A 21,135-nucleotide genomic window follows, 5' to 3' on the forward strand; every position below is an offset into this window, starting at 1 on the left:
TCATACATCTTCCATGAAAAATATTCCAATTCATTTTTTAGGCGTTTTTTTCTAACTGTCCTTGACATAGGGACCACTTTAAACCTTTATTGCAGTTTTTTGTTGAAATTAATTGGTATTAAATTTTTATCTAGATCAAAATTTATTTAAAATTTTTACACTTTCCTTTTATAAATATTTTAAACTCATTCACTTGTCCTTCATCTAAGCAATTTTTAAATAGGATAATAAACTGATTGGATTTTGTAAAAATAGCATACACATTAGGAGTTTCTGCAAATCTTACAAATATATCATATTTCATATGGGATTTTGCTCCAGTGTCTAAATTATTTACTATCGCACCTGCTTCATCAAAATATACTCTGTAATTAGTTTCACTTTTACCAACAGTTTCTTTCATTCGTTGCATACATGTGTTGTAAACCTTATTGATAATATAAAAATATTCTGCAATAAAAATACCAGCTACCAAAAAGAATATAACTACACGTACTCTACTTATAAAAATGTTTATTAATCCTAATAGAACGCATATAATAACCATTATTTTAATCAAATTCTTTAATTTAGATGGTACTAAATATTTTTTTAATGACTTTACCAGCTCATCATTGATTATTCCGGTAGTTTCAAACATATAAAATTCTCTCCTTTTAAAAAATTGCTAACTAACTTATAATAATTTACATTTGTTCATTAAATTATGTTATATTAGGTGATAATTATAACATAATTTCCAATAAAATGCATGATTATATAAAGACATTATAATAATATACTGCTTAAATAGTATTTATGAAATTATGAACATGCTAGTTTAGATGAACGTTATATGCAACGATTCAAGCGAATAATTGATAGTAAATAATATGAATAAATAGAAACAAATTAAAAAGGCTTATTGTTATTATGAGATTTTTTAATTTGTTTTTTTAGTGGCTAAGGGACATTCAAAGAGTTTTCAAGAAATAATGGTAAAAAAATATATTCTTGATAGATTACTTAATATATAAAACGAAGTATTAAGTGTAGGATGAAAAAATATACTACGCGCAAGCTTGCATGAAGAGAGGAGATAAAATGAAGATAGTAGAGGAGAACTTTATTTTTGAGATAAAGAAGGGTAATGAAAAAGCTTTAGATTATGTTATAGATAATTATGGTTGGATAATTAAATCTATTGTGCAAAAGCATTTATATAGTCTACAAAGTAGCCAAGATGAATGTATAAACGATATACTTTTAGGAATTTGGACTAATATAGATAAATTTGATGTGGAAAGAAGCGAATTTAAAAATTGGTTAGCAGGAATAGCAAAGTATAAGTCTATAGATTATAAAAGAAAGTATTTAAAGCATTTGGAGTATGACAATATAGATGATTTAAATATAAGCGTTGAAGATAGCATTCATGATGAAATTACAGCTAATGAATTAAATGAAGAAACACAAGAATTGCTTAATTGTTTAAAAAAACAAGATAGAGATTTGTTTTTTAAACTTTATGTTGAGGAGCAGGAAATTGATAATATAACGAAAGAAACAGGTATGAAGAGAGATGTTATTTACAATAGGATATCTAGAGGTAAAAATAAAATTAAGACTTTATTTAAAACTATAGAAAGTAGAGGGTAATAGTATGGATGAAAATATATATGATATTTTAAACAATAGTGATATAAACTTAAAAGATTATAAAAAAGAGGAATTTAATGATATTGAAAAAGGAAAAATGAAAAAAAACTTTAGAAATTCAATAAAGAAAAAGAAGAATTATAAAAAAAGTAAAATAGCAGCTACAGTAGCAATAGGGTTAATGGTGGGGTTGTTTGGTACTAATCCTGGAAATCAAGTGTTAGCTAGTATAAATATAATAGGATCTGACATAGCAAGTAGACTGGGAATTGAAAATGATTTGGAAGAGTATAAAACGGTGGTAGATAAATCGGTAACCAATAAGGGAATAACTATGCAATTAAATGAAGTTGTTTTAGATGGAAATGAGTTAATAGTTTCATCAACATTAAAAAGTAATGATAAAAAGATAGATGTACTTGGAATGATTGCAAGTGGAAAGGTATATATAAATGGAAAATCAGTAGGGTTAGCAGCTGGTGGCGGTAGTAAAAAAATAGATGATTATACTGTGGAGCAGGTTATGACTCATACATTAGATGGAAGTAAGTTTAGTGGAGATTTAGATGTTAAAATTCTGTATACAGATGTAAGGTCGGGGGATTCTACTACAAAAGGTACATGGAAATTTGAATTTAAAACAAATGGTGATGAGTTAGTATTAGATACTCAAATAATTGAGATGGATAATAAATTTATACTTGATAATGGAGAGGTTACTATAAAAAAATATACAAGTAATTCAGTAGGTCAAAAGATTTATTATTCAAAGACATCGAAAGGGAATACCTATGATATAAAATTAGTAGGAACAGATGATTTAGGAAATAAAGTTGAATTTTACAGTAGAAATTCATCTGAGGATAAGGGGATGTTAACTAGATATGATTTAGATGGGCCTCTTTCAACTGAAGCAAAATCTTTAACACTTACTGCTTATGCAGTAGAATTTCCAAAAGAAAGTGGAAGAATGAGTGATGATTTTAAACAGGTTGGGGAATCATTTACAATAGAGTTAAATTAGAATTTGTGGAGATTCAAATATATTGTTATTTGTTTAGAGATGATAAATAGAACTGGATTTATAAAATAAATCAAAAAATGACTATAGCTTTTAAGTAAGGTATAGTTTTTTTTGTTTGTATAAGAGATTAAAGAAAAAGATTTTATGGATATATTTTAAAAAGAAGGAATTTAATATATAAATATGTAAAATAATGCGATATTATGATATAATTACAAAGTCGGGGGTTGAAAAAAATTGATTTAGATTTAAAAAATAATATATAAGGAGATAATAAAATGGATAAATTTACAAAGGTTAAAGCTAGAAAAATAGCGTTAATTGCTCATGATAATATGAAGTTAGATTTAATTAATTGGGCTTATAAAAATAAATGTATATTAGAAAATCATACTTTATGTGGTACTGAGAGTACTGCTATATTGCTTGAAGAGAAAATCGGGTTAGATGTAAAGAAATATGAAAGTGGAATGATGGGGGGGGATCAACAAATTAGTACATGTATAGTTAATGGAGAGGTTGATTTTATGATTTACTTTTGGGATCCATTAACATCACAGCCTCATGATTCGGATATAAAAGCACTGCTTAGAATAGCTGTTTTATATAATATACCAGTAGCTATGAATAAATCTTCAGCAGATTGTATATTAAATTCTAATATTATTAAGTCATACTAGAAGTTTTCAAGGAGGTATTAAATGGAGTGGTTAAACACACATGTAATTTACGTAACAATAATATTGATCAATATAATAATAATATTATATTTGTTAATAGATAGAAAAACTATAGATGATCAAAAAGAAATCCTTAAAACTATAATAAACTCTTCACCAGATATTATTGGGTATAAGGATTCAAAAGGCAAATGGGTTGAAGTTAATAAAACTTTGGAAGATATTATTAATGCAAAAGAGCCTATTATAGGAAAGACTGATTTAGATTTAATGAAACTTATTCCAGATAAAGAAGATGAATTTCGTGTATGTTATGAGACAGATAAAAAAATTTGGGAAAATGGAAATATTAAAATAGTAGAGGAAATTTTTAAACTTAGGGATGGAACATATCAAACTTTTGATGTTATAAAGGTACCTTTATATAATATAGATGGAAGCAGAAAAGGAATAGGGGTAATAGGTAGAGATATAACATATAAGAAAAAATCAGAAGAAAATAAAAGAATTTTAAATGAGTTACAACACTATAATGAAATAAGAACAGAGTTTTTTGCAAATTTATCTCATGAACTAAGAACACCACTTACGTTAATTGTATCTGCTCTTAAATTAGTAGAAATATCAAATAATGATTACAATGAATTATCTAAAAATAAAATTAATAAATATATAAAAACAATAAGACAAAATAGTTTTAGGCTAATAAGGTTAATAAATAATTTAATTGATATAACTAAATCTGAAGATGGATATCTAGAGTTGCAGGTATGCAACCATAATATAGTAAGCATAGTAGAGGATATTACGCTATCAATTAAGGATTTTGCAGAAGAAAAAGAAATTAGCCTTATTTTTGATACTAATATAGAAGAAAAATACACTTTTTGTGATAATGATAAAATAGAGAGAATAATATTAAATTTAATGTCTAATGCAATTAAATTTACACCAAAGGGTGGAGAAATTAAGGTTGAAATAGTGGGGAAAAATAGTGGAATACAAATATCGGTAACAGATACAGGGATAGGAATTCCCTTGGAAAATCAAAAGGATGTATTTGAGAGATTTGTACAAGTTGACAAGTCTTTATCAAGAAGTAATGAAGGTAGTGGAATAGGATTGTCCCTTGTCAAATCTTTTGTAGAAATGCATAATGGGAAAATAATAATAGATAGTAGTTATATAGAGGGGACAAGGTTTGTAATAGACTTACCTTGCAACATTATTTGTGAGGAAGTAGAAAAAAAGTGCTTTAAATCAGAAGATTCTAGAATACAAATAATAAATATAGAATTCTCAGATGTATATTCATGAAAAAGTCATAAAATAAACTTCGAAAGAAATAAAAAAATCAGAGTTATATAACACTATGAATTTTTTTACTTTAATTATTTGGAAAAATTAACAATTTATCAATAAATACCGTTAAAAAATAACAAATGTATAAACTTATACAATAATTACCTCTAATAAGAAAATACATATGTATAAAATAGGAATAATGATGTATAATAGTAAAATAATAGCTTTATATTATAAATGTAAAAAAAGGCAATAAGAGGGGGACGAATTTATGAAGAAAAAATTAATTTCAATACTAACTGTAGCGTTAAGTTGTATGTTAGTGCTTGGAGGCTGTGGTGGAAAGGGCAAAACCACAGAAAAGACACCAGCTGAGGTAAAAAGTGGACCAGTTGAGGGCTATGTTAAGGCAACTGATTCATCTAAAAATGTATCTCTTGCAACAGATAGAAAGGATACTTTAGTAATTGGTATTAATGCACCTGAAGGGATATTTAATCCACTTTATTCAGAATCAGCATATGATATCTATATTATGGAAAGTATGTTTACAGGTATGATAGCACCAGATGAAAAAGGGCTACCGGTAGAAGCTTTAGCTGAAAGTTATAAAATATCAGAGGATGGGAAAACTTATTCATTTAAATTAAGAGACGGATTAAAATTTGATGATGGAACACCATTAACAACTGAAGATGTTGCATTTACTTTTACTGCAGGCTGTGATAAAGAATATGATGGTGTTGCAGATTTTGTAAATACAACAAAAATAAAAGGAGCTAAGGCTTATAAAGAAGGTACTGCATCTACTATAGAAGGTATAAAAGTTGTAGATGATAAAAATATTGAATTTACTTTAGAAGAAGTAAATGCGGATGCCATATATGATTTTACAGCACAAATACTTTCAAAAGCATATTATGGTAAAGGCTACACACAAGGACATCTTAATTATATAAAGGATTTACATGCAAAACCTTTAGGTTGCGGAGCTTATAAATTTGTTGAAAATAAACCGGGTCAAGAAGTTGATTTAGTAGCTAATGAAAATTATTATTTAGGAAAAGTTAAAATTCCTAACTTAATTTACAAAGTAACTTCAGAAACTACTAGAATTCAAATGTTACAAACTGGTGAAATTGATATGGATATGGTTACTGTTAACCAAGATAATGTTGGTAAATTGCAAGAAGCAGGGTTCTTAGATCTTCATGTATTCCCAACTAATGGATATGGATATATTGGTTTTAATATGAAAGATGAAAAATTCACTGACGTTAAAGTAAGACAGGCGTTAACATATGGCTTAAACAGAAAAGAAATTGTTGAAGCTGTTTATGCTGGTGGATATGCAGATGTTATAAATGTGCCACAATCAAAAGAATCATGGGCATATAGTAAACCTAAAAATGACTATGAATTTGACAAAGAAAAAGCTGGTAAGTTATTAGATGAAGCTGGTTGGAAAGTTGGATCTGATGGAATAAGAGAAAAGGATGGAAAAAAATTGGAGATAAAATTCACAGCAAGTACACCAAATGATGTAAATGATGCAATTATACCAGTTGCTCAAGCTAACTACCAAGAAATTGGAATTAAATTTGAAGCAGAACAAATGGACTTTAATGCAGTAAGAGAACAAGTAACTAGTGGTAAAGCACAAATGTTCTTTATGGCTTGGGGCTTAACTCCTAAAATAGATAATACAGGAATACTTGGAACGGGTGGAGCTCAAAATAAAACTGGATATTCAAATCCTGAGCTTGATGCATTGTTCTTAAAGGGATTACAAGAAACAGATACAGAAAAAAGAAAAGCGATATATGCAGATGTTTATGAATTAATAAATAAAGAACTTCCATATATATTTATGTATCAAAGAAGAGATATGTGGGCTGTTAATTCAAGAGTTAAAGGATTTGAAAATCAAATAACTCCGTATAAGAATTTCACATACAGTCTTAACAAGTTAACATTAGAATAATTTTAAAATTAATATGCTCAGCCTTAAGGCTGAGCATATTAAATAAAGGGAGGACAAAAGAATGTTTACCTATATTGGAAGAAGACTTCTTCAAATGATCCCTGTTTTACTTGGGGTTTCTATTATTATATTTGTTGTAATTTCTCTTGCACCGGGGGATTATGTTGATGGTAAGGCTGGGTCAAATATGACTGAAGCTAAAAAAATAGAACTTAGAGAAAGTATGGGACTGGATAAGCCTGTACCACAACGATATATTAGTTGGCTTACAAAATCTTTTTCGGGGGATTTTGGATATTCATTAAAATTCCAACAACCAGTTGTAAAGGTTATAGATACTTATGTTTGGAATTCGTTTATATTAGCAATATCCGCATTTATAGCAAGTATAATAATAGCAGTGCCAATAGGAATAGTATCAGCTACAAAACAATATTCATTTGTTGATGGTTTTTTCACGGTTATAGCACTTATAGGAATATCTTTGCCAGCATTTTTCTTAGCACTTATGCTAATAAAAGTATTAGCCTTTGATTTACCTATATTCCCAGTTGGGGGAATGACAAAAACAGGTAGCTCAACAGTTGGAATTAAACATTTCTTTGATGTTATATATCATATGTTATTACCATTTATAGTTTTGACAGTAGTACAAGTTGGTTCTTTAATGAGATATACAAGAACAAGTATGCTTGAGGTTATAAGACAAGATTATATAAGAACAGCAAGGTCAAAAGGGTTAAAGGAATCTGTAGTAATTTATAAACATGCTTTAAGAAATGCTTTAATACCTATAGTTACAATACTTGGACTTTCACTTCCGGGATTATTTGGGGGAGCAATGATTACAGAAACTATTTTTGCTTGGCCTGGAATTGGAAAAGTTGCTTTTGATTGCTTAAATGCTAGAGATTATCCATTTTTAATGGCTTTTAACATGCTTATGGCCATGCTTACCTTAGCGGGAAGTTTAATTGCAGATATTTCTTATGCTTTAGTTGATCCAAGAATAAGACTGAAGTAAGGGGGAGACAAACATGGATATGAAAAAGAAAAAAAATATATATAAAAAAGAAAATAATGAAGTTGAAAAAATTAAAGTTGAGAAGGTACATTCTCCAGAAATGTTAGTTTTAATGAGAGTTAAAAAAAATAAACTAGCTATGGTGGGCTTTGGAATATTAATAATTATGATTTTATTTTGTGTTGTTGGTCCAATTCTAACACCGTATGAACAAGAAACAATGAATTTTGCTATGAAAAAACAACCACCAAGCTTTGCACATTGGTTTGGTACAGATCTTATAGGTAGAGATATTTTAACAAGGCTTATGTATGCAGGTAGAGTATCTTTATTAGTTGGGTTTGTAGCTGTAATTATTGAAATAGCTATAGGTGGAATACTAGGAGCAATTGCTGGATATTATGGTGGAATTGTAGATAGCATAATAATGAGAATTGTTGATATATTTTTATGCATACCATTTTTACCAATACTTATTATATTAGGAGCAATGCTATCTGATCTAGATGTAGATCCTAATAAAAGAATATTTTTTGTTATGTTTATTATAGGTATATTATCTTGGCCAACAATAGCGAGATTAGTAAGAGGTCAAATATTATCACTTAGAGAACAGGAATTTATGCAAGCAGCAGAAGCTCTTGGGTTAACAGATTCTAGAAAAATATTCAAACATTTATTACCAAATGTGGTGCCTTCTATTATAGTTTCAGCAACACTTGGTATTGGTGGAGCAATAATGACTGAATCTGCATTAAGTTATCTTGGAATGGGAGTTGCACCTCCAAATGCTTCTTGGGGAAACATGATACAATCAGTAAATAATTTTGCAGATTTAATGGAAAGACCTTGGCTTTGGGTACCACCAGGTGTTTGTATTTTCTTAACAGTTATGGCGATTAATCTGTTAGGTGATGGGCTAAGAGATGCTCTTGATCCAAAACTAAAGAAGTAGGGGGTTATAACATGAGTGATTTAATAGAATTTAAAAACTTAAAAACATATTTCTACACTGAAGGTGGCACAGTTAAAGCTGTGAATGATGTAAGTTTTAAAATAAAAAAAGGTGAAGTTGTATGTGTAGTTGGAGAATCTGGATGTGGGAAAAGTGTTACTGCAATGAGTCTTATGAGACTTGTAGCTTCTCCAGGGGAAATAGTAGAGGGCGAAATATTATATGAAAATAAAAATCTTTTAACACTGTCAGATTCGGAAATGCGAGCAATTAGAGGAAATGATATCTCTATGATATTCCAAGAACCTATGACATCTTTAAATCCAGTTTTCACAGTAGGAAAACAAATTATGGAATCTATAATAGTGCATCAAAAATTAAAGAAAAAAGAAGCAAGAAAAGCAGCAATAGATATGATTTCATTAGTAGGAATAGCAGATGCAGAAACTATTGTAGATAGATATCCACATGAACTTAGCGGAGGAATGAAACAAAGAATAATGATAGCTATGGCATTATCTTGCAAGCCTAAAGTGTTAATAGCAGATGAGCCAACTACTGCATTAGATGTTACTATTCAAGCACAAATATTAGATCTTATGAGAGATATAAAAGAAAAGTTTAACACTTCAATAATGTTTATAACTCATGATCTTGGAGTTGTTGCAGAAATGGCAGATTATGTTGTTGTTATGTATGCAGGTAAGGTAATTGAAGAGGGACCGGTGAATGTTATTTTCAAAAATCCAATGCATCCATATACTATAGGGTTATTAAAATCTAAACCAATACTAAATAAAGTTCAAGAAAAATTATACTCAATACAAGGACAAGTACCTAGTCCTATTAATATGCCAGATAATTGCTACTTTAATGAAAGATGTGAATTTTGTTTTGATAAGTGCAAAAGTAGTATGCCAACATTGAAATTAGTAGAAGAGAATCACAAGGTTTCTTGTTTTAAATATAAGGAGGGGAAATAGTTAATGAGCGAAACTATATTAAAAGTAGAAGGACTTAAAAAATATTTTCCTATAAAGGGAGGAATTTTTCAAAGAACAATAGGAAATGTAAAGGCTGTTGATGGAGTATCTTTTGAAATTAACAAAGGAGAAACTTTAGGTATTGTTGGTGAATCTGGCTGTGGAAAAAGCACAACTGGAAGAACAATTTTAAGGCTGCTTGAAAAAACAGAGGGAAGCGTAATATATAAAGGTAGAGATCTTGATGAATTAAGTAAAAAAGAATTAAGACATTTAAGAACTGATATGCAGATAGTCTTTCAAGATCCATATTCATCACTTAACCCAAGGCTTACCCTTGGAGAAAGTATTGGAGAAGCTGCAATACATCATGGTTTAGTTTCAAAAGGCGAATCAAGGGATTTAGTTCTTGAAACTATGAGAATTTGTGGGTTATCAGATTATCAAATAGATAGATATCCTCATGAATTTTCAGGTGGACAAAGACAAAGAATTGGTATAGCAAGAGCTCTTATTTTAAACCCCGGTTTTGTAGTGGCAGATGAACCTGTATCTGCGCTGGATGTATCTATACAAGCTCAAATAATAAATCTTTTATCTGATTTGCAGCAAAAAAAAGAACTTACTTATTTGTTTATATCACATGATTTAGGTGTAGTTGAACATTTAAGTACTAAGGTTGGAGTAATGTATTTAGGTTCTATGGTTGAACTGGCACCTAAAGGAGAAATATATAAAAATCCACTTCATCCTTATACTCAGGCATTATTTTCAGCAATACCGGTACCAGATCCAACTTTAAAAAAGAGTAGAATTATATTGACAGGGGATATTCCAAGCCCTTCAAATCCTCCAAAGGGATGTAAATTCCATACTAGATGCTCTTATGCAAAGGAAATTTGCAAAGAAGAGATTCCAGAATATAAATGTGTAGGTAGTGACCATTTTGTTGCTTGCCATTTAGTATAAAACATAGTTATCACAAAAGAATAACAAGTCAAGATGTTGTTTAGTTTATACCTTGATTTGTTATTTATTTTACAAAGATATTTAGATAATGTGATACATTGTACATAATTAAGGGAGAGGATATAATTGTTTAGGTTTGATGATAAAAAAGAAGAACTAAAAACAAGGCAAAGGGAATTAATGAGAAATGTTAAAATGGGTGAAAAACCTAAATTTAAAGATTTGTTATCTATAATGATTGCTCAGTACGTAATTATTTTACCGGTAGCGTTTATAGGAATTATAATATTCTTTTTAGTGATAAAAGGTATATTATATTTTTGGGGATCATAAGAAATAAAAAATAAAAGTAAAAAATATATTGCTTTATGTAAATAGAATGATATAATTAAGAAATAAGATAGTTGAGCAAAGGCGTTCAATAGTAACCTTTAAGGGGTTCTGTTGCACGCCTTTTTACTATAAAATTTTAAGGGGGATTTATATTATGGCTAAGTATTCAAAGGAAGATATTATAAAATTAGTTGAGGAAAATGGAATTAAGTTTATTAGGCTTCAATTTACAGATATTTTTGGGGCATTAAAAAACATTGCAATAACAGATAAACAATTAGGAAAGGCATTGGATAATCAGTGTATGTTTGATGGATCTTCAATTGAAGGTTTTGCTAGAATTGAAGAATCAGACATGTATCTAAGACCAGATTTAAATAGCTTTGTAATTTTTCCATGGAGACCACAACAAGGAAAAGTTGCAAGATTAATATGTGATGTATATAGACCAGATGGAACTCCATTTGAAGGTGATCCAAGATATATATTGAAAAAAGCTTTAATAGAAGCAGAAAAATTAGGTTATACTATGAATGTAGGACCAGAATGTGAATTCTTCTTATTTAATACTGATGAAAATGGAGAACCAACAACTATAACAAATGATAATGCTGGATATTTTGATTTAAATCCAATAGATTTAGGAGAAAATGCAAGAAGAGATATGTCTCTTATTTTAGAAGAAATGGGATTTGAAATAGAAGCATCTCATCATGAAGTAGCACCAGGACAAAATGAAATAGATTTTAAATATGGGGATGCATTAACTACTGCAGACAATATAATGACTTTCAAATTAGTTGTTAAAACAGTAGCGCAAAGACATGGGTTACATGCAACATTTATGCCAAAACCTGTATTTGGAATAAATGGATCTGGTATGCATATAAATGTTTCATTAAACAAGGATGGGAAAAATGCTTTTGTTGATGTAAATGATGAAAATGGATTAAGCAAAATTGCTTATAATTTCATAGCTGGAATGATGAATAATATAAAAGGTATGTCAGCTATTACAAATCCATTAGTTAATTCATACAAAAGATTAGTACCTGGATATGAGGCACCTGTTTATATAGCTTGGTCTGGAAAAAATAGAAGTCCACTAGTTAGAGTGCCTGCTTCAAGAGGAGCTGGAACTAGAGTGGAACTAAGATGTCCAGATCCTAGTGCAAATCCTTATTTAGTATTAGCTTGTTTATTATCAGCAGGGCTAGAAGCTATAAAAAATAATTCAGTTCCACCAGCTAGTGTTGAAAAAAATATATTTGAAATGACTGAAGCAGAAAGAGAAGCAGATGGAATTGAAAGTTTGCCAGGAACTTTAGAAGAAGCAATTGCATATATGAGAGATAACAAGCTTGTACGTGAAACTTTAGGAGCGCATACTTTTGATAAATATGTAGACGCTAAACAGTCAGAATGGGATGATTATAAAACTAGAGTTCATGAGTGGGAAGTAGAAAAATATTTAAAACAATATTAAGTTTGATTGGATGGGGTTTATATGAGGGCTAATCAAGTTGTGATGGTAGCATTAAATAATTTAGAAAAAGCAGAAAAAATTAGAGATATGCTATGTACCGAAGGCTATGAGGTTGTAGCGGTATGTACATCAGGAAGTGAGTTAATAAGAAGAGCATTAATATATGATGAGTGTTTAATCTTAATAGGCTATAACTTAGTAGATATGAATATAAATGAAGTATATAATGCTTTATCAGAAACCTGTAGCTTCCTTGCACTTGTAAATGAACCATATAAATCTTTTGTACAAGAAAGTACAGATATGTTCTGTATAAGTAATCCAATAAACAAAGTAGTGCTTGGAAATGCAATAGATATGATATTTCAAGGTCAAAAGAAATTGCATAAACTTAAGGAAAAAGTTGAAAGTTTAGAATGTAAAATTGAGGAAAGAAAGAATATAGAAAAAGCAAAAGGAATCCTTATGGAGACAATGGGGTTATCGGAAAATGAAGCCTTTAAATATATTCAAAAAACCAGTATGATGACTGGTCGTAAAATGGATGAAGTAGCTAAGGAAATAATATAACATTAGTTATGATATAATATGAATTAAGATCAATAATACATGTTATTATTGATCTTAATTTATCTTAGGTATCTTCAAAAAAATAAATAGTCAATATTAATAGGATATTTTTTTAGATATCCTATATTTTTAAAATACCCAAATAGGGAAGGGGGATATTATATGAAAAATAATGGGTTATATAACAGTTCTTTTGAGCATGATGCTTGCGGAATTGGAGCAATAGCAAATATTAAAGGCATAAAATCACATAAAGTAATAGAGGATTGTTTAAACATACTAGAAAATTTAGAACATAGAGGTGGTATGGGTGCCGAGGATAATATAGGAGATGGAGCAGGGATATTGTTTCAGATACCACATAGGTTTTTTAAGGAAGAGGGACAAAAACTTGGTATAATTATTCCAGGTGAAGGAGAATATGCTGTTGGTATGTTCTTTTTATCTACTAAAAAAATAATTAGAGATGAGAGTAAAACCTTAGTTGAGGCTATTGTAAGAGAAGAAGGACTAGAATTATTAGCTTGGAGAAAAGTTCCTATAGACAAAAATAATTTAGGACAGGGTGCTATAGATGTTATGCCTTATTTCCTTCAACCAATTATAGGAAAACCAAGTAATATTAATAAAGGTATTGATTTTGAAAGAAAATTATACTTGTTAAGAAGAAGAATAGAAAAGGCAGTAGATAAAAATTCTTATTTAAATAAGGATACTTTCTATATTGCATCTCTTTCCTCAAAAACTATAGTTTATAAAGGAATGCTATTATCTACTCAACTTAGGAGTTTTTATATAGATTTAAAAAGTGCTAAATTAGAATCAGCTATTGCACTTGTGCATTCAAGATATAGTACAAATACTTTCCCAAGTTGGGAAAGAGCACATCCTAATAGATATATGATTCATAATGGAGAAATTAATACCTTAAGAGGTAATGTAAATAGAGTTTATTCAAGAGAAGCCGGGCTTGTTTCTGAAGTTTTAGGAGATGATCTTCAAAAAGTACTTCCAATTATAAATAAAGAAGGTTCAGATTCTGCAATTTTAGATAATACTTTAGAGTTTTTAACTATGAATGGTAGAGACTTAACTAGAGCAGTAATGATGTTAGTTCCAGAACCTTGGGTTAAATCTAAGTCAATGAAACCATCAAGAAAAGCATTTTATGAATATAATGCAACATTAATGGAACCTTGGGATGGACCATCTGCAATAGTATTTACTGACGGTGAAAAACTAGGCGCAGTACTGGATAGAAACGGGCTTAGACCAGCTAGATATTACGTTACAGAAGATGGGCATTTGATTTTAGCATCAGAAGTTGGAGCTTTAGATATAAGAAATGAAGAAATAAAATATAAGGGAAGATTAACCCCAGGTAAAATGTTAATTGTTGATACTAAGACAGGTGAGTTAATTGATGATGAGGAATTAAAAGAAAAGTATGAGTCAGAAAATCCTTATAGTGAGTGGCTAGAAGATGGACTTGTAACTTTGGATAAACTTCCTTGTAATGAAGGTGAAGTATTATCATTAAATAAGGAAAATAGAAGTAGACTTGAAAGAGTATTTGGATATGGTTATGAAGATTTAAAAAACAATATATTGAAAATGGCAGAATCAGCAGAAGAGCCTTTAGTGGCGATGGGTATAGATTCTCCAATTGCAATTTTATCTAAAGATAGTCAACCTCTATTTAACTATTTTAAACAATTATTTGCACAAGTAACTAATCCACCAATAGATGCAATAAGAGAAGAAATAGTTACAGCTACAAATGTTTATTTAGGAACAGAAGGAAATGTATTAAGTGATTCAAAAACTAATTGTAATCAAATTAGATTGGATAATCCAATTATTTCTGATGAAGAATTAGCTAAAATAAAGGGAATAAAAAGAGATGGGTTTAAAGTTAAGGTATTAAAAACATTATTTAATAAAAATAATGGAAAAGATTCTTTAGAAAATTCATTAGAGAAATTATTTATTGAGGCAGATAAAGCCTATGAAGAAGGCTTTAATATATTTATTTTAAGTGATAGGGAAGTAGATGAAGAAAATTTACCAATTCCATCACTATTAGCCCTTGCAGGGTTACATCATCATTTAGTTAAAAAAGGTATGAGAACTAGAGTAGCAATTATAGTAGAAAGTGGAGAACCAAGAGAAATTCATCATTTTGCTACATTGCTAGGATATGGAGCTTGTGCAATTAATCCATATTTAGCATACTCAGCTATAGAGGAATTAATAGAAGTAGAATTATTAGATTTAGATTATAAACAGGGAGTTTATAATTTTAACAAAGCTATATTAAAGGGAATTGTTAAGATATTATCTAAAATGGGTATATCTACAGTTCAATCTTATCAAGGAGCTCAAATGTTTGAAGCTTTAGGAATAAGCACAGAGGTAATAGATAAATACTTTACTAATACTATTACCAGAATTGGAGGAATAGGTTTAAGTGAAATTCAAGATGAATGCTTGAAAAATCATAAAGAAGCCTTTAATAAGCATATTGTTAATTATGACTTTAGTTTAGATTCTCTTGGAACAGATAAAGTTAGAAGTGGAAAAGAAGAACATCTATATAATCCTTTAGTAATTCATAAGTTACAAGAAGCTACAAAAAATGGAGATTATAAGTTGTTTAAGGAATATACTGCTCTTTTAAATAGGGAAGAGAGTCATTTAAACTTAAGAGGGCTTATGGAATTCAACTATACTGATTATGCAGTTTCTTTAGATGAGGTTGAATCGGTTGAATCTATTGTTAAAAGATTTAAAACTGGAGCTATGTCTTATGGATCAATTTCAAAAGAGGCTCATGAAGCATTAGCAATAGCTATGAATAGAATTGGTGGGAAATCTAACACTGGTGAAGGTGGAGAAGATGCTCTTAGATGGATTGCTGATGAAAATGGTGATTTAAGAAGATCATCAATAAAACAAATAGCATCAGGTAGATTTGGAGTAACTTCAGAATATCTAGTTAATGCAGATGAACTTCAAATAAAAGTTGCTCAAGGGGCAAAACCAGGAGAAGGTGGGCAATTGCCTGCAAGTAAGGTATATCCATGGATTGCTAAAACAAGGAAATCAACTGCAGGGGTTGGGCTTATATCACCACCACCACATCATGATATTTATTCAATTGAAGATTTAGCACAATTAATTTATGATCTTAAAAATGCTAATTTAAAGGCAAGAGTGTCTGTTAAACTAGTTTCAGAAACTGGAGTTGGAACAATTGCAGCAGGAGTTGCTAAGGGTGGAGCTGATGTAATTGTAATATCCGGGTATGATGGAGGAACAGGTGCAGCACCAAGAACTTCTGTTAAACATGCAGGAATTCCATGGGAAATTGGCCTTGCAGAAGCTCAACAAACATTAATTATGAATGGGCTAAGGGAAAGGGTTGTACTTGAAACAGATGGTAAACTTATGTCTGGACGGGATGTTGCTATAGCTACATTACTTGGAGCAGAGGAGTTTGCATTTGCAACAGCACCTTTAGTTGCATTAGGTTGTGTAATGATGAGAGTTTGTAATTTAGATACTTGTCCTGTAGGAATAGCTACTCAAAATTCAGAACTTAGAAAAAGATTTAAAGGGAAACCAGAATATGTTGTGAATTTCATGTACTTCGTTGCTGAAGAACTTAGAGAATACATGGCGAAACTTGGATTTAGGAATCTAGATGAAATGGTAGGTAGAATAGATAAACTGAAACAAAAGGAAGATTTATCAGGAAGCAAAATAAGCAAGGTTAATTTAAGTTCAATTTTTAATGAATCACAATTTGAAGGTAGTAAAGGCTTAAGGTTTAATAAAGAGAAAAAATATAATCATAAATTAGATGAAGTTATAGATAGTACTCTTTTCTTATCTAAAGCTAAAACTGCTTTAGATTCTGGAGAAAAAGTGAAGTTTGAAATAGATATAACAAATACAAATAGAACTCTTGGAACAATATTAGGCTCTGAAATAACAAGAATATATAAATCAAATGGTTTAGCAGAAGACACTATTAGAATTAAATGTAATGGTGCAGGTGGTCAAAGCTTTGGGGCGTTTATACCAAGTGGATTAACTCTGCAGGTTGAAGGTGATTCAAATGATTACTTAGGTAAAGGCCTATCAGGTGGAAAAATTATAGTTTATGTTCCAAGTAACTGTAACTTAGTTGCAGAGGAGAATATAATTATAGGAAATGTAGCTCTTTATGGAGCAACTTCAGGAAAAATATTGATAAATGGTATTGCAGGAGAAAGATTTGCTGTAAGAAACTCTGGAGCTATAGCTGTAGTTGAAGGGCTTGGAGATCATGGCCTTGAATATATGACTGGTGGAAAAATTGTTGTACTTGGAGAAGTTGGAGTAAACTTTGCAGCAGGTATGAGTGGTGGAATAGCTTATGTACTTGATGAATTTGATACATTTAAAAATAAGGTAAATGAAGAAATGGTATTTGTAGAAACATTAGAAGAAGATGACGTTAAGAGTCTTAAATGTTTAATTGAAGAGCATGTTAATGAAACAAAATCAGCAAAGGGAACTAGAATATTAGAAAACTTTGATGAGGTAGTACTAAGATTTAAGAAGGTTATTCCTAAAGATTATAAACGTATGATTAAAATACTTGAGCAAAAGCAAAAAGAAGGGTTAGAAGGCGACGTAGCATTACTTGCAGCATTTGTTGAAAAAACTAAAACTAATAAATAAGGAGGCGTTAATTCATGGGTAAAACAACAGGTTTTCTAGAGTTTGAAAGAAGAGAGGGTGAAAGCGAAAAACCTTTAGATAGATTAAAGCATTGGAATGAGTTTAATAGCCTTCTTTCAAAAGGTGAACAAGAAAATCAAGGGGCAAGATGTATGGATTGTGGAGTTCCATTTTGCCAATCAGGAATTATGATTAATGGAATGGCATCGGGATGTCCTATAAATAATTTAATTCCAGAATGGAATGATTTAATATATAGAGGTAAATGGAAACTCGCTTTAAGCAGATTACTTAAGACAAATAATTTTCCAGAGTTTACAGGTAGGGTTTGTCCTGCACCTTGTGAATCTGCCTGCACAGTAGGTATTAATGCCCCTTCGGTTACCATAAAAGAAAATGAGAAATCTATTATAGATAGAGGATTTGAAGAAGGATTAATAAAGGCAAATCCTCCAACTAATAGAACTGGGAAAAAAGTTGCGGTAATAGGATCGGGACCTTCAGGCCTTGCAGCAGCAGATAGTTTAAATAAAAATGGACATTTGGTAACTGTTTTTGAAAGAGATGATAGAATTGGTGGATTGTTAATGTATGGAATACCAAATATGAAACTTGATAAAAGAGTTATAGATAGAAGAGTTAACTTATTAAAAGAAGAAGGTATAGAATTTGCTATAAATACAAATGTAGGGAAGAACTATCCAGTAAGAAAAGTATTAACTGATTATGATGCAGTGGTTTTAGCTACAGGTTCTTCAAAACCAAGGGATTTAAAAGAAGAGGGAAGAGAAATAAAAGGAATCTATTATGCAGTAGATTTCTTAAAGGCTAATACTAAAAGCTTACTTGATTCAAATTTTCAAGATAAAAAATATATAGATGTAAAGGATAAAAAAGTAATTATAATTGGTGGTGGAGACACAGGTACAGATTGTGTTGCAACATCTCTAAGACATGGGGCTACATCAATAATGCAATTAGAAATAATGGATGAAATGCCAAATGAAAGAGCTTTAAATAACCCTTGGCCACAATGGGCAAGAATTTCTAAAACTGATTATGGACAAAAAGAATTTATTGAGTTAAATGGTGAAGATCCTAGAAAATACTGCAAAAGTGTAAAGAAATTTATAGGAGACTCAGAAGGGAATTTAAAGGCTGTAGTAACAGTGAATATGGAATGGAGAAGTGATGATACAGGTAGATTTACTTGCACAGAGGTAGAAGGATCGGAAAAAACAGTAGAAGCCGATATTGTATTACTAGCAATGGGATTTATAGGGACAGAAGATTATATAAAAGATGCTTTTGAAGTTCATTTAGATAATAGAGGAAATATTATTGGTGAATATGGTGATTTTAGAACTAATAGAGAAAAAATATTTACAGCTGGAGATGCAAGGCGTGGTCAATCATTAGTAGTTTGGGCAATTAATGAAGGTCGTGCAGTTGCAGATGTTGTTAATAATTATCTTGAAGAGAATAAGGAAGTGCCAAATAAATAATTAAAGGATTATAAAACAAAAAAAGTGGTGAAAGCCACTTTTTATTTCTAAAATAGTAAATCAGTAGTATAGATATAAGAAAAATGGTAAATTGAAAAGGCGAATGTTAATTTCAAATTTTTATAAAATTTCAGCTATGTAAAGGTTATTGCATAAGTTAAATGAAAAAAATAAACAAATATTCGTTTTTGGGGTTGGAATTTATCTTTAAATGTTGTAATATAGTTCATGGAATTATAATTAAGGTATCTTAAAAAATGCCTAAAACAGGAAAGAGGTAAATAAATGAAAAAATCAGATAAGGCTAATAAAATTTTAGATAATTATTTTGGGTTAACAAAGAATGGCACAAATGTGAAAACAGAAATGCTTGCAGGGCTAACTACATTTATGACAATGGCATATATACTAATAGTTAACCCAGCGATATTATCAGCTGCTGGAATGGATAGTGGAGCGGTATTTACAGCAACAGCTATTTCAGCAGTAATTTCAACTCTTATAATGGGATTATATGCAAAATTACCATTTGCACAAGCTCCAGGAATGGGATTAAATGCATTTTTTGCATTTACCATAGTAGTTACAATGGGATATTCTTTTAAATTTGCATTAACAGCAGTATTTTTAGAGGGTATTATATTTATTTTATTAACTCTATTTAATATTCGTGAAGCAATTGTTGATTCAATCCCTTCAAATATTAAAAAAGCAATATCAGTTGGTATTGGTTTATTAATTGCTCTTATAGGGCTTGAAGGAGCAGGTGTAGTAGTACAAGGCAGTGGAACTATATTAACCCTTGGAGATATAACTAAAGGGCCTGCGTTACTTGCTATAGTTGGTATAATAATTACTGGAATATTAATGGCTATGAATGTTAAAGGTGCATTATTCTTTGGAATGATAGCAACAGCAATTATTGGAATGCCAATGGGAATTACTCCTATGCCACAAAGACTTATGAGTATGCCACCATCAATAGATTCAGTATTTATGAAATTTGAATGGAATAATATTTTCTCTCTAGATATGCTTGTAGTATTATTTACATTACTATTTATGGATATGTTTGATACTATAGGAACTTTAGTTGGAGTTACTACAAAAGCAAAAATGCTTGATGAAAATGGGAAAGTTCCAAACATTAAAAAAGCATTACTTTCAGATGCAATTGGAACAACTGTTGGAGCATGTCTTGGCACAAGCACAGTAAGTACTTTTGTAGAAAGTGCAGCAGGAGTTGCAGAAGGTGGAAGAACAGGGTTAACAGCAGTTTCTACAGCTATAATGTTTGCACTTGCATTATTCTTTGCTCCAGTGTTTGGTATTATAACACCAGCAGTAACAGCTTCGGCATTAGTTTTAGTTGGGTTATTTATGTTAGAACCAATTAAAGAAATAGATCTTACAGATTGGACAGAAGCGCTTCCGGCATTTTTAACAATAATAATGATGCCGCTGTCATATAGTATTTCAGATGGTATTGTATTTGGAGTTGTATCGTATATATTGTTAAAATTATTTACTGGAAAAAGAAAAGACATAAGTATTACTACGGTAATACTAGGGCTTGTATTTATACTTAAATTTATTATTTAGATATTTATTAGAAATTAATAATAATAAAAAATAAAGGGATATATCGAAATTGATTTTAATATATCCAGAAATGAAAAGTGGATTCTTAGGAATCCACTTTTTGCGTATACTTTATTCCTTGGGGTAGATATATGCTTTTTCTATTTAACGTGATAAAGCGGTAAATGTGAATATAATAACAATTTTCGGGACAATATAGCAATATGGTAGAGGCAAGTTAAAAAAAATTAATAATTAATAAAAAAAAATTAAAATAATTAAAAAAATGATAAATAAAGAATAGTCTGACAAAAATGGAAGTTGTCGAAAGGTAAAAAAATTGGTAAAATAAGAATAGAAATAATTT

At 30.0% G+C, this 21,135-nt stretch carries 16 protein-coding genes; 15 read left to right on the forward strand and 1 reads right to left on the reverse strand.

Annotated elements, in window-relative coordinates; translation table 11 throughout:
• Nucleotides 1–142: 142 nt before the first annotated feature.
• Nucleotides 143–640 (reverse strand): YcxB family protein, encoded by a 498-nt coding sequence (locus tag J1C67_RS12895; RefSeq protein WP_167867163.1) that lies wholly within the window; start codon nt 638–640, stop codon nt 143–145.
• A 443-nt stretch (nt 641–1,083) separates the two neighbouring features.
• Here J1C67_RS12895 and J1C67_RS12900 point away from each other — a divergent pair, with 443 nt between their 5' ends.
• From J1C67_RS12900 to J1C67_RS12970, 15 genes are all read left to right on the forward strand, one after another.
• Nucleotides 1,084–1,638, forward strand: a complete 555-nt coding sequence (locus J1C67_RS12900; RefSeq protein ID WP_167867162.1) for a sigma-70 family RNA polymerase sigma factor — start codon at nt 1,084–1,086, stop codon at nt 1,636–1,638.
• Between the two features lie 4 nt (nt 1,639–1,642).
• Nucleotides 1,643–2,662 (forward strand): DUF4179 domain-containing protein, encoded by a 1,020-nt coding sequence (locus J1C67_RS12905; protein WP_167867161.1) that lies wholly within the window; start codon nt 1,643–1,645, stop codon nt 2,660–2,662.
• 278 nt (nt 2,663–2,940) lie between these two features.
• Nucleotides 2,941–3,342: a methylglyoxal synthase gene (locus tag J1C67_RS12910; RefSeq protein ID WP_167867160.1), complete on the forward strand. Its 402-nt coding sequence runs from the start codon at nt 2,941–2,943 to the stop codon at nt 3,340–3,342.
• 21 nt (nt 3,343–3,363) lie between these two features.
• Nucleotides 3,364–4,659 (forward strand): sensor histidine kinase, encoded by a 1,296-nt coding sequence (locus J1C67_RS12915; protein WP_167867159.1) that lies wholly within the window; start codon nt 3,364–3,366, stop codon nt 4,657–4,659.
• A gap of 259 nt (nt 4,660–4,918) precedes the next feature.
• Nucleotides 4,919–6,631 (forward strand): ABC transporter substrate-binding protein, encoded by a 1,713-nt coding sequence (locus J1C67_RS12920; RefSeq protein ID WP_167867158.1) that lies wholly within the window; start codon nt 4,919–4,921, stop codon nt 6,629–6,631.
• 61 nt (nt 6,632–6,692) lie between these two features.
• Nucleotides 6,693–7,655, forward strand: a complete 963-nt coding sequence (locus J1C67_RS12925; protein ID WP_167867157.1) for an ABC transporter permease — start codon at nt 6,693–6,695, stop codon at nt 7,653–7,655.
• A gap of 13 nt (nt 7,656–7,668) precedes the next feature.
• Nucleotides 7,669–8,610 carry an oligopeptide ABC transporter permease gene (gene opp4C, locus J1C67_RS12930; protein ID WP_243176822.1) on the forward strand — a complete coding sequence of 314 codons (942 nt, stop codon included), beginning with the start codon at nt 7,669–7,671 and terminating at the stop codon, nt 8,608–8,610.
• A gap of 11 nt (nt 8,611–8,621) precedes the next feature.
• Nucleotides 8,622–9,593, forward strand: a complete 972-nt coding sequence (locus J1C67_RS12935; RefSeq protein WP_089965316.1) for an ABC transporter ATP-binding protein — start codon at nt 8,622–8,624, stop codon at nt 9,591–9,593.
• A 3-nt stretch (nt 9,594–9,596) separates the two neighbouring features.
• The gene (locus tag J1C67_RS12940; protein WP_167867156.1) at nt 9,597–10,562 is read left to right on the forward strand and encodes an ABC transporter ATP-binding protein; all 966 of its coding nucleotides are present in this window, start codon (nt 9,597–9,599) and stop codon (nt 10,560–10,562) included.
• A 126-nt stretch (nt 10,563–10,688) separates the two neighbouring features.
• Nucleotides 10,689–10,895: a hypothetical protein gene (locus J1C67_RS12945; protein WP_089965320.1), complete on the forward strand. Its 207-nt coding sequence runs from the start codon at nt 10,689–10,691 to the stop codon at nt 10,893–10,895.
• 154 nt (nt 10,896–11,049) lie between these two features.
• The gene (glnA, locus tag J1C67_RS12950; protein WP_167867155.1) at nt 11,050–12,381 is read left to right on the forward strand and encodes a type I glutamate--ammonia ligase; all 1,332 of its coding nucleotides are present in this window, start codon (nt 11,050–11,052) and stop codon (nt 12,379–12,381) included.
• A gap of 21 nt (nt 12,382–12,402) precedes the next feature.
• Nucleotides 12,403–12,951 (forward strand): ANTAR domain-containing response regulator, encoded by a 549-nt coding sequence (locus J1C67_RS12955; RefSeq protein ID WP_167867154.1) that lies wholly within the window; start codon nt 12,403–12,405, stop codon nt 12,949–12,951.
• Between the two features lie 162 nt (nt 12,952–13,113).
• Nucleotides 13,114–17,682: a glutamate synthase large subunit gene (gene gltB, locus J1C67_RS12960; protein WP_167867153.1), complete on the forward strand. Its 4,569-nt coding sequence runs from the start codon at nt 13,114–13,116 to the stop codon at nt 17,680–17,682.
• A gap of 14 nt (nt 17,683–17,696) precedes the next feature.
• Nucleotides 17,697–19,187, forward strand: a complete 1,491-nt coding sequence (locus J1C67_RS12965) for a glutamate synthase subunit beta (RefSeq protein ID WP_089965328.1) — start codon at nt 17,697–17,699, stop codon at nt 19,185–19,187.
• A gap of 366 nt (nt 19,188–19,553) precedes the next feature.
• Complete coding sequence (locus J1C67_RS12970) at nt 19,554–20,789, forward strand: NCS2 family permease (RefSeq protein ID WP_423738894.1); 1,236 nt, start codon at nt 19,554–19,556, stop codon at nt 20,787–20,789.
• Nucleotides 20,790–21,135: the final 346 nt, after the last annotated feature.

Source organism: Clostridium gasigenes (assembly GCF_017348895.1).
GTDB classification, from domain to species: Bacteria; Bacillota; Clostridia; order Clostridiales; family Clostridiaceae; genus Clostridium; species Clostridium gasigenes.

Excerpts from the sequence above, each read along its gene's own strand:
- J1C67_RS12965 (WP_089965328.1), top strand. The coding sequence starts at position 17,697 with ATGGGTAAAACAACAGGTTTTCTAGAGTTTGAAAGAAGAGAGGGTGAA.
- J1C67_RS12915 (WP_167867159.1), top strand. The coding sequence starts at position 3,364 with ATGGAGTGGTTAAACACACATGTAATTTACGTAACAATAATATTGATC.
- J1C67_RS12935 (WP_089965316.1), top strand. The coding sequence starts at position 8,622 with ATGAGTGATTTAATAGAATTTAAAAACTTAAAAACATATTTCTACACT.
- J1C67_RS12955 (WP_167867154.1), top strand. The coding sequence starts at position 12,403 with ATGAGGGCTAATCAAGTTGTGATGGTAGCATTAAATAATTTAGAAAAA.
- J1C67_RS12920 (WP_167867158.1), top strand. The coding sequence starts at position 4,919 with ATGAAGAAAAAATTAATTTCAATACTAACTGTAGCGTTAAGTTGTATG.
- J1C67_RS12895 (WP_167867163.1), bottom strand. The coding sequence starts at position 640 with ATGTTTGAAACTACCGGAATAATCAATGATGAGCTGGTAAAGTCATTA.
- opp4C (WP_243176822.1), top strand. The coding sequence starts at position 7,669 with ATGGATATGAAAAAGAAAAAAAATATATATAAAAAAGAAAATAATGAA.
- J1C67_RS12900 (WP_167867162.1), top strand. The coding sequence starts at position 1,084 with ATGAAGATAGTAGAGGAGAACTTTATTTTTGAGATAAAGAAGGGTAAT.
- gltB (WP_167867153.1), top strand. The coding sequence starts at position 13,114 with ATGAAAAATAATGGGTTATATAACAGTTCTTTTGAGCATGATGCTTGC.
- J1C67_RS12925 (WP_167867157.1), top strand. The coding sequence starts at position 6,693 with ATGTTTACCTATATTGGAAGAAGACTTCTTCAAATGATCCCTGTTTTA.
- J1C67_RS12940 (WP_167867156.1), top strand. The coding sequence starts at position 9,597 with ATGAGCGAAACTATATTAAAAGTAGAAGGACTTAAAAAATATTTTCCT.
- glnA (WP_167867155.1), top strand. The coding sequence starts at position 11,050 with ATGGCTAAGTATTCAAAGGAAGATATTATAAAATTAGTTGAGGAAAAT.
- J1C67_RS12970 (WP_423738894.1), top strand. The coding sequence starts at position 19,554 with ATGCTTGCAGGGCTAACTACATTTATGACAATGGCATATATACTAATA.
- J1C67_RS12910 (WP_167867160.1), top strand. The coding sequence starts at position 2,941 with ATGGATAAATTTACAAAGGTTAAAGCTAGAAAAATAGCGTTAATTGCT.
- J1C67_RS12905 (WP_167867161.1), top strand. The coding sequence starts at position 1,643 with ATGGATGAAAATATATATGATATTTTAAACAATAGTGATATAAACTTA.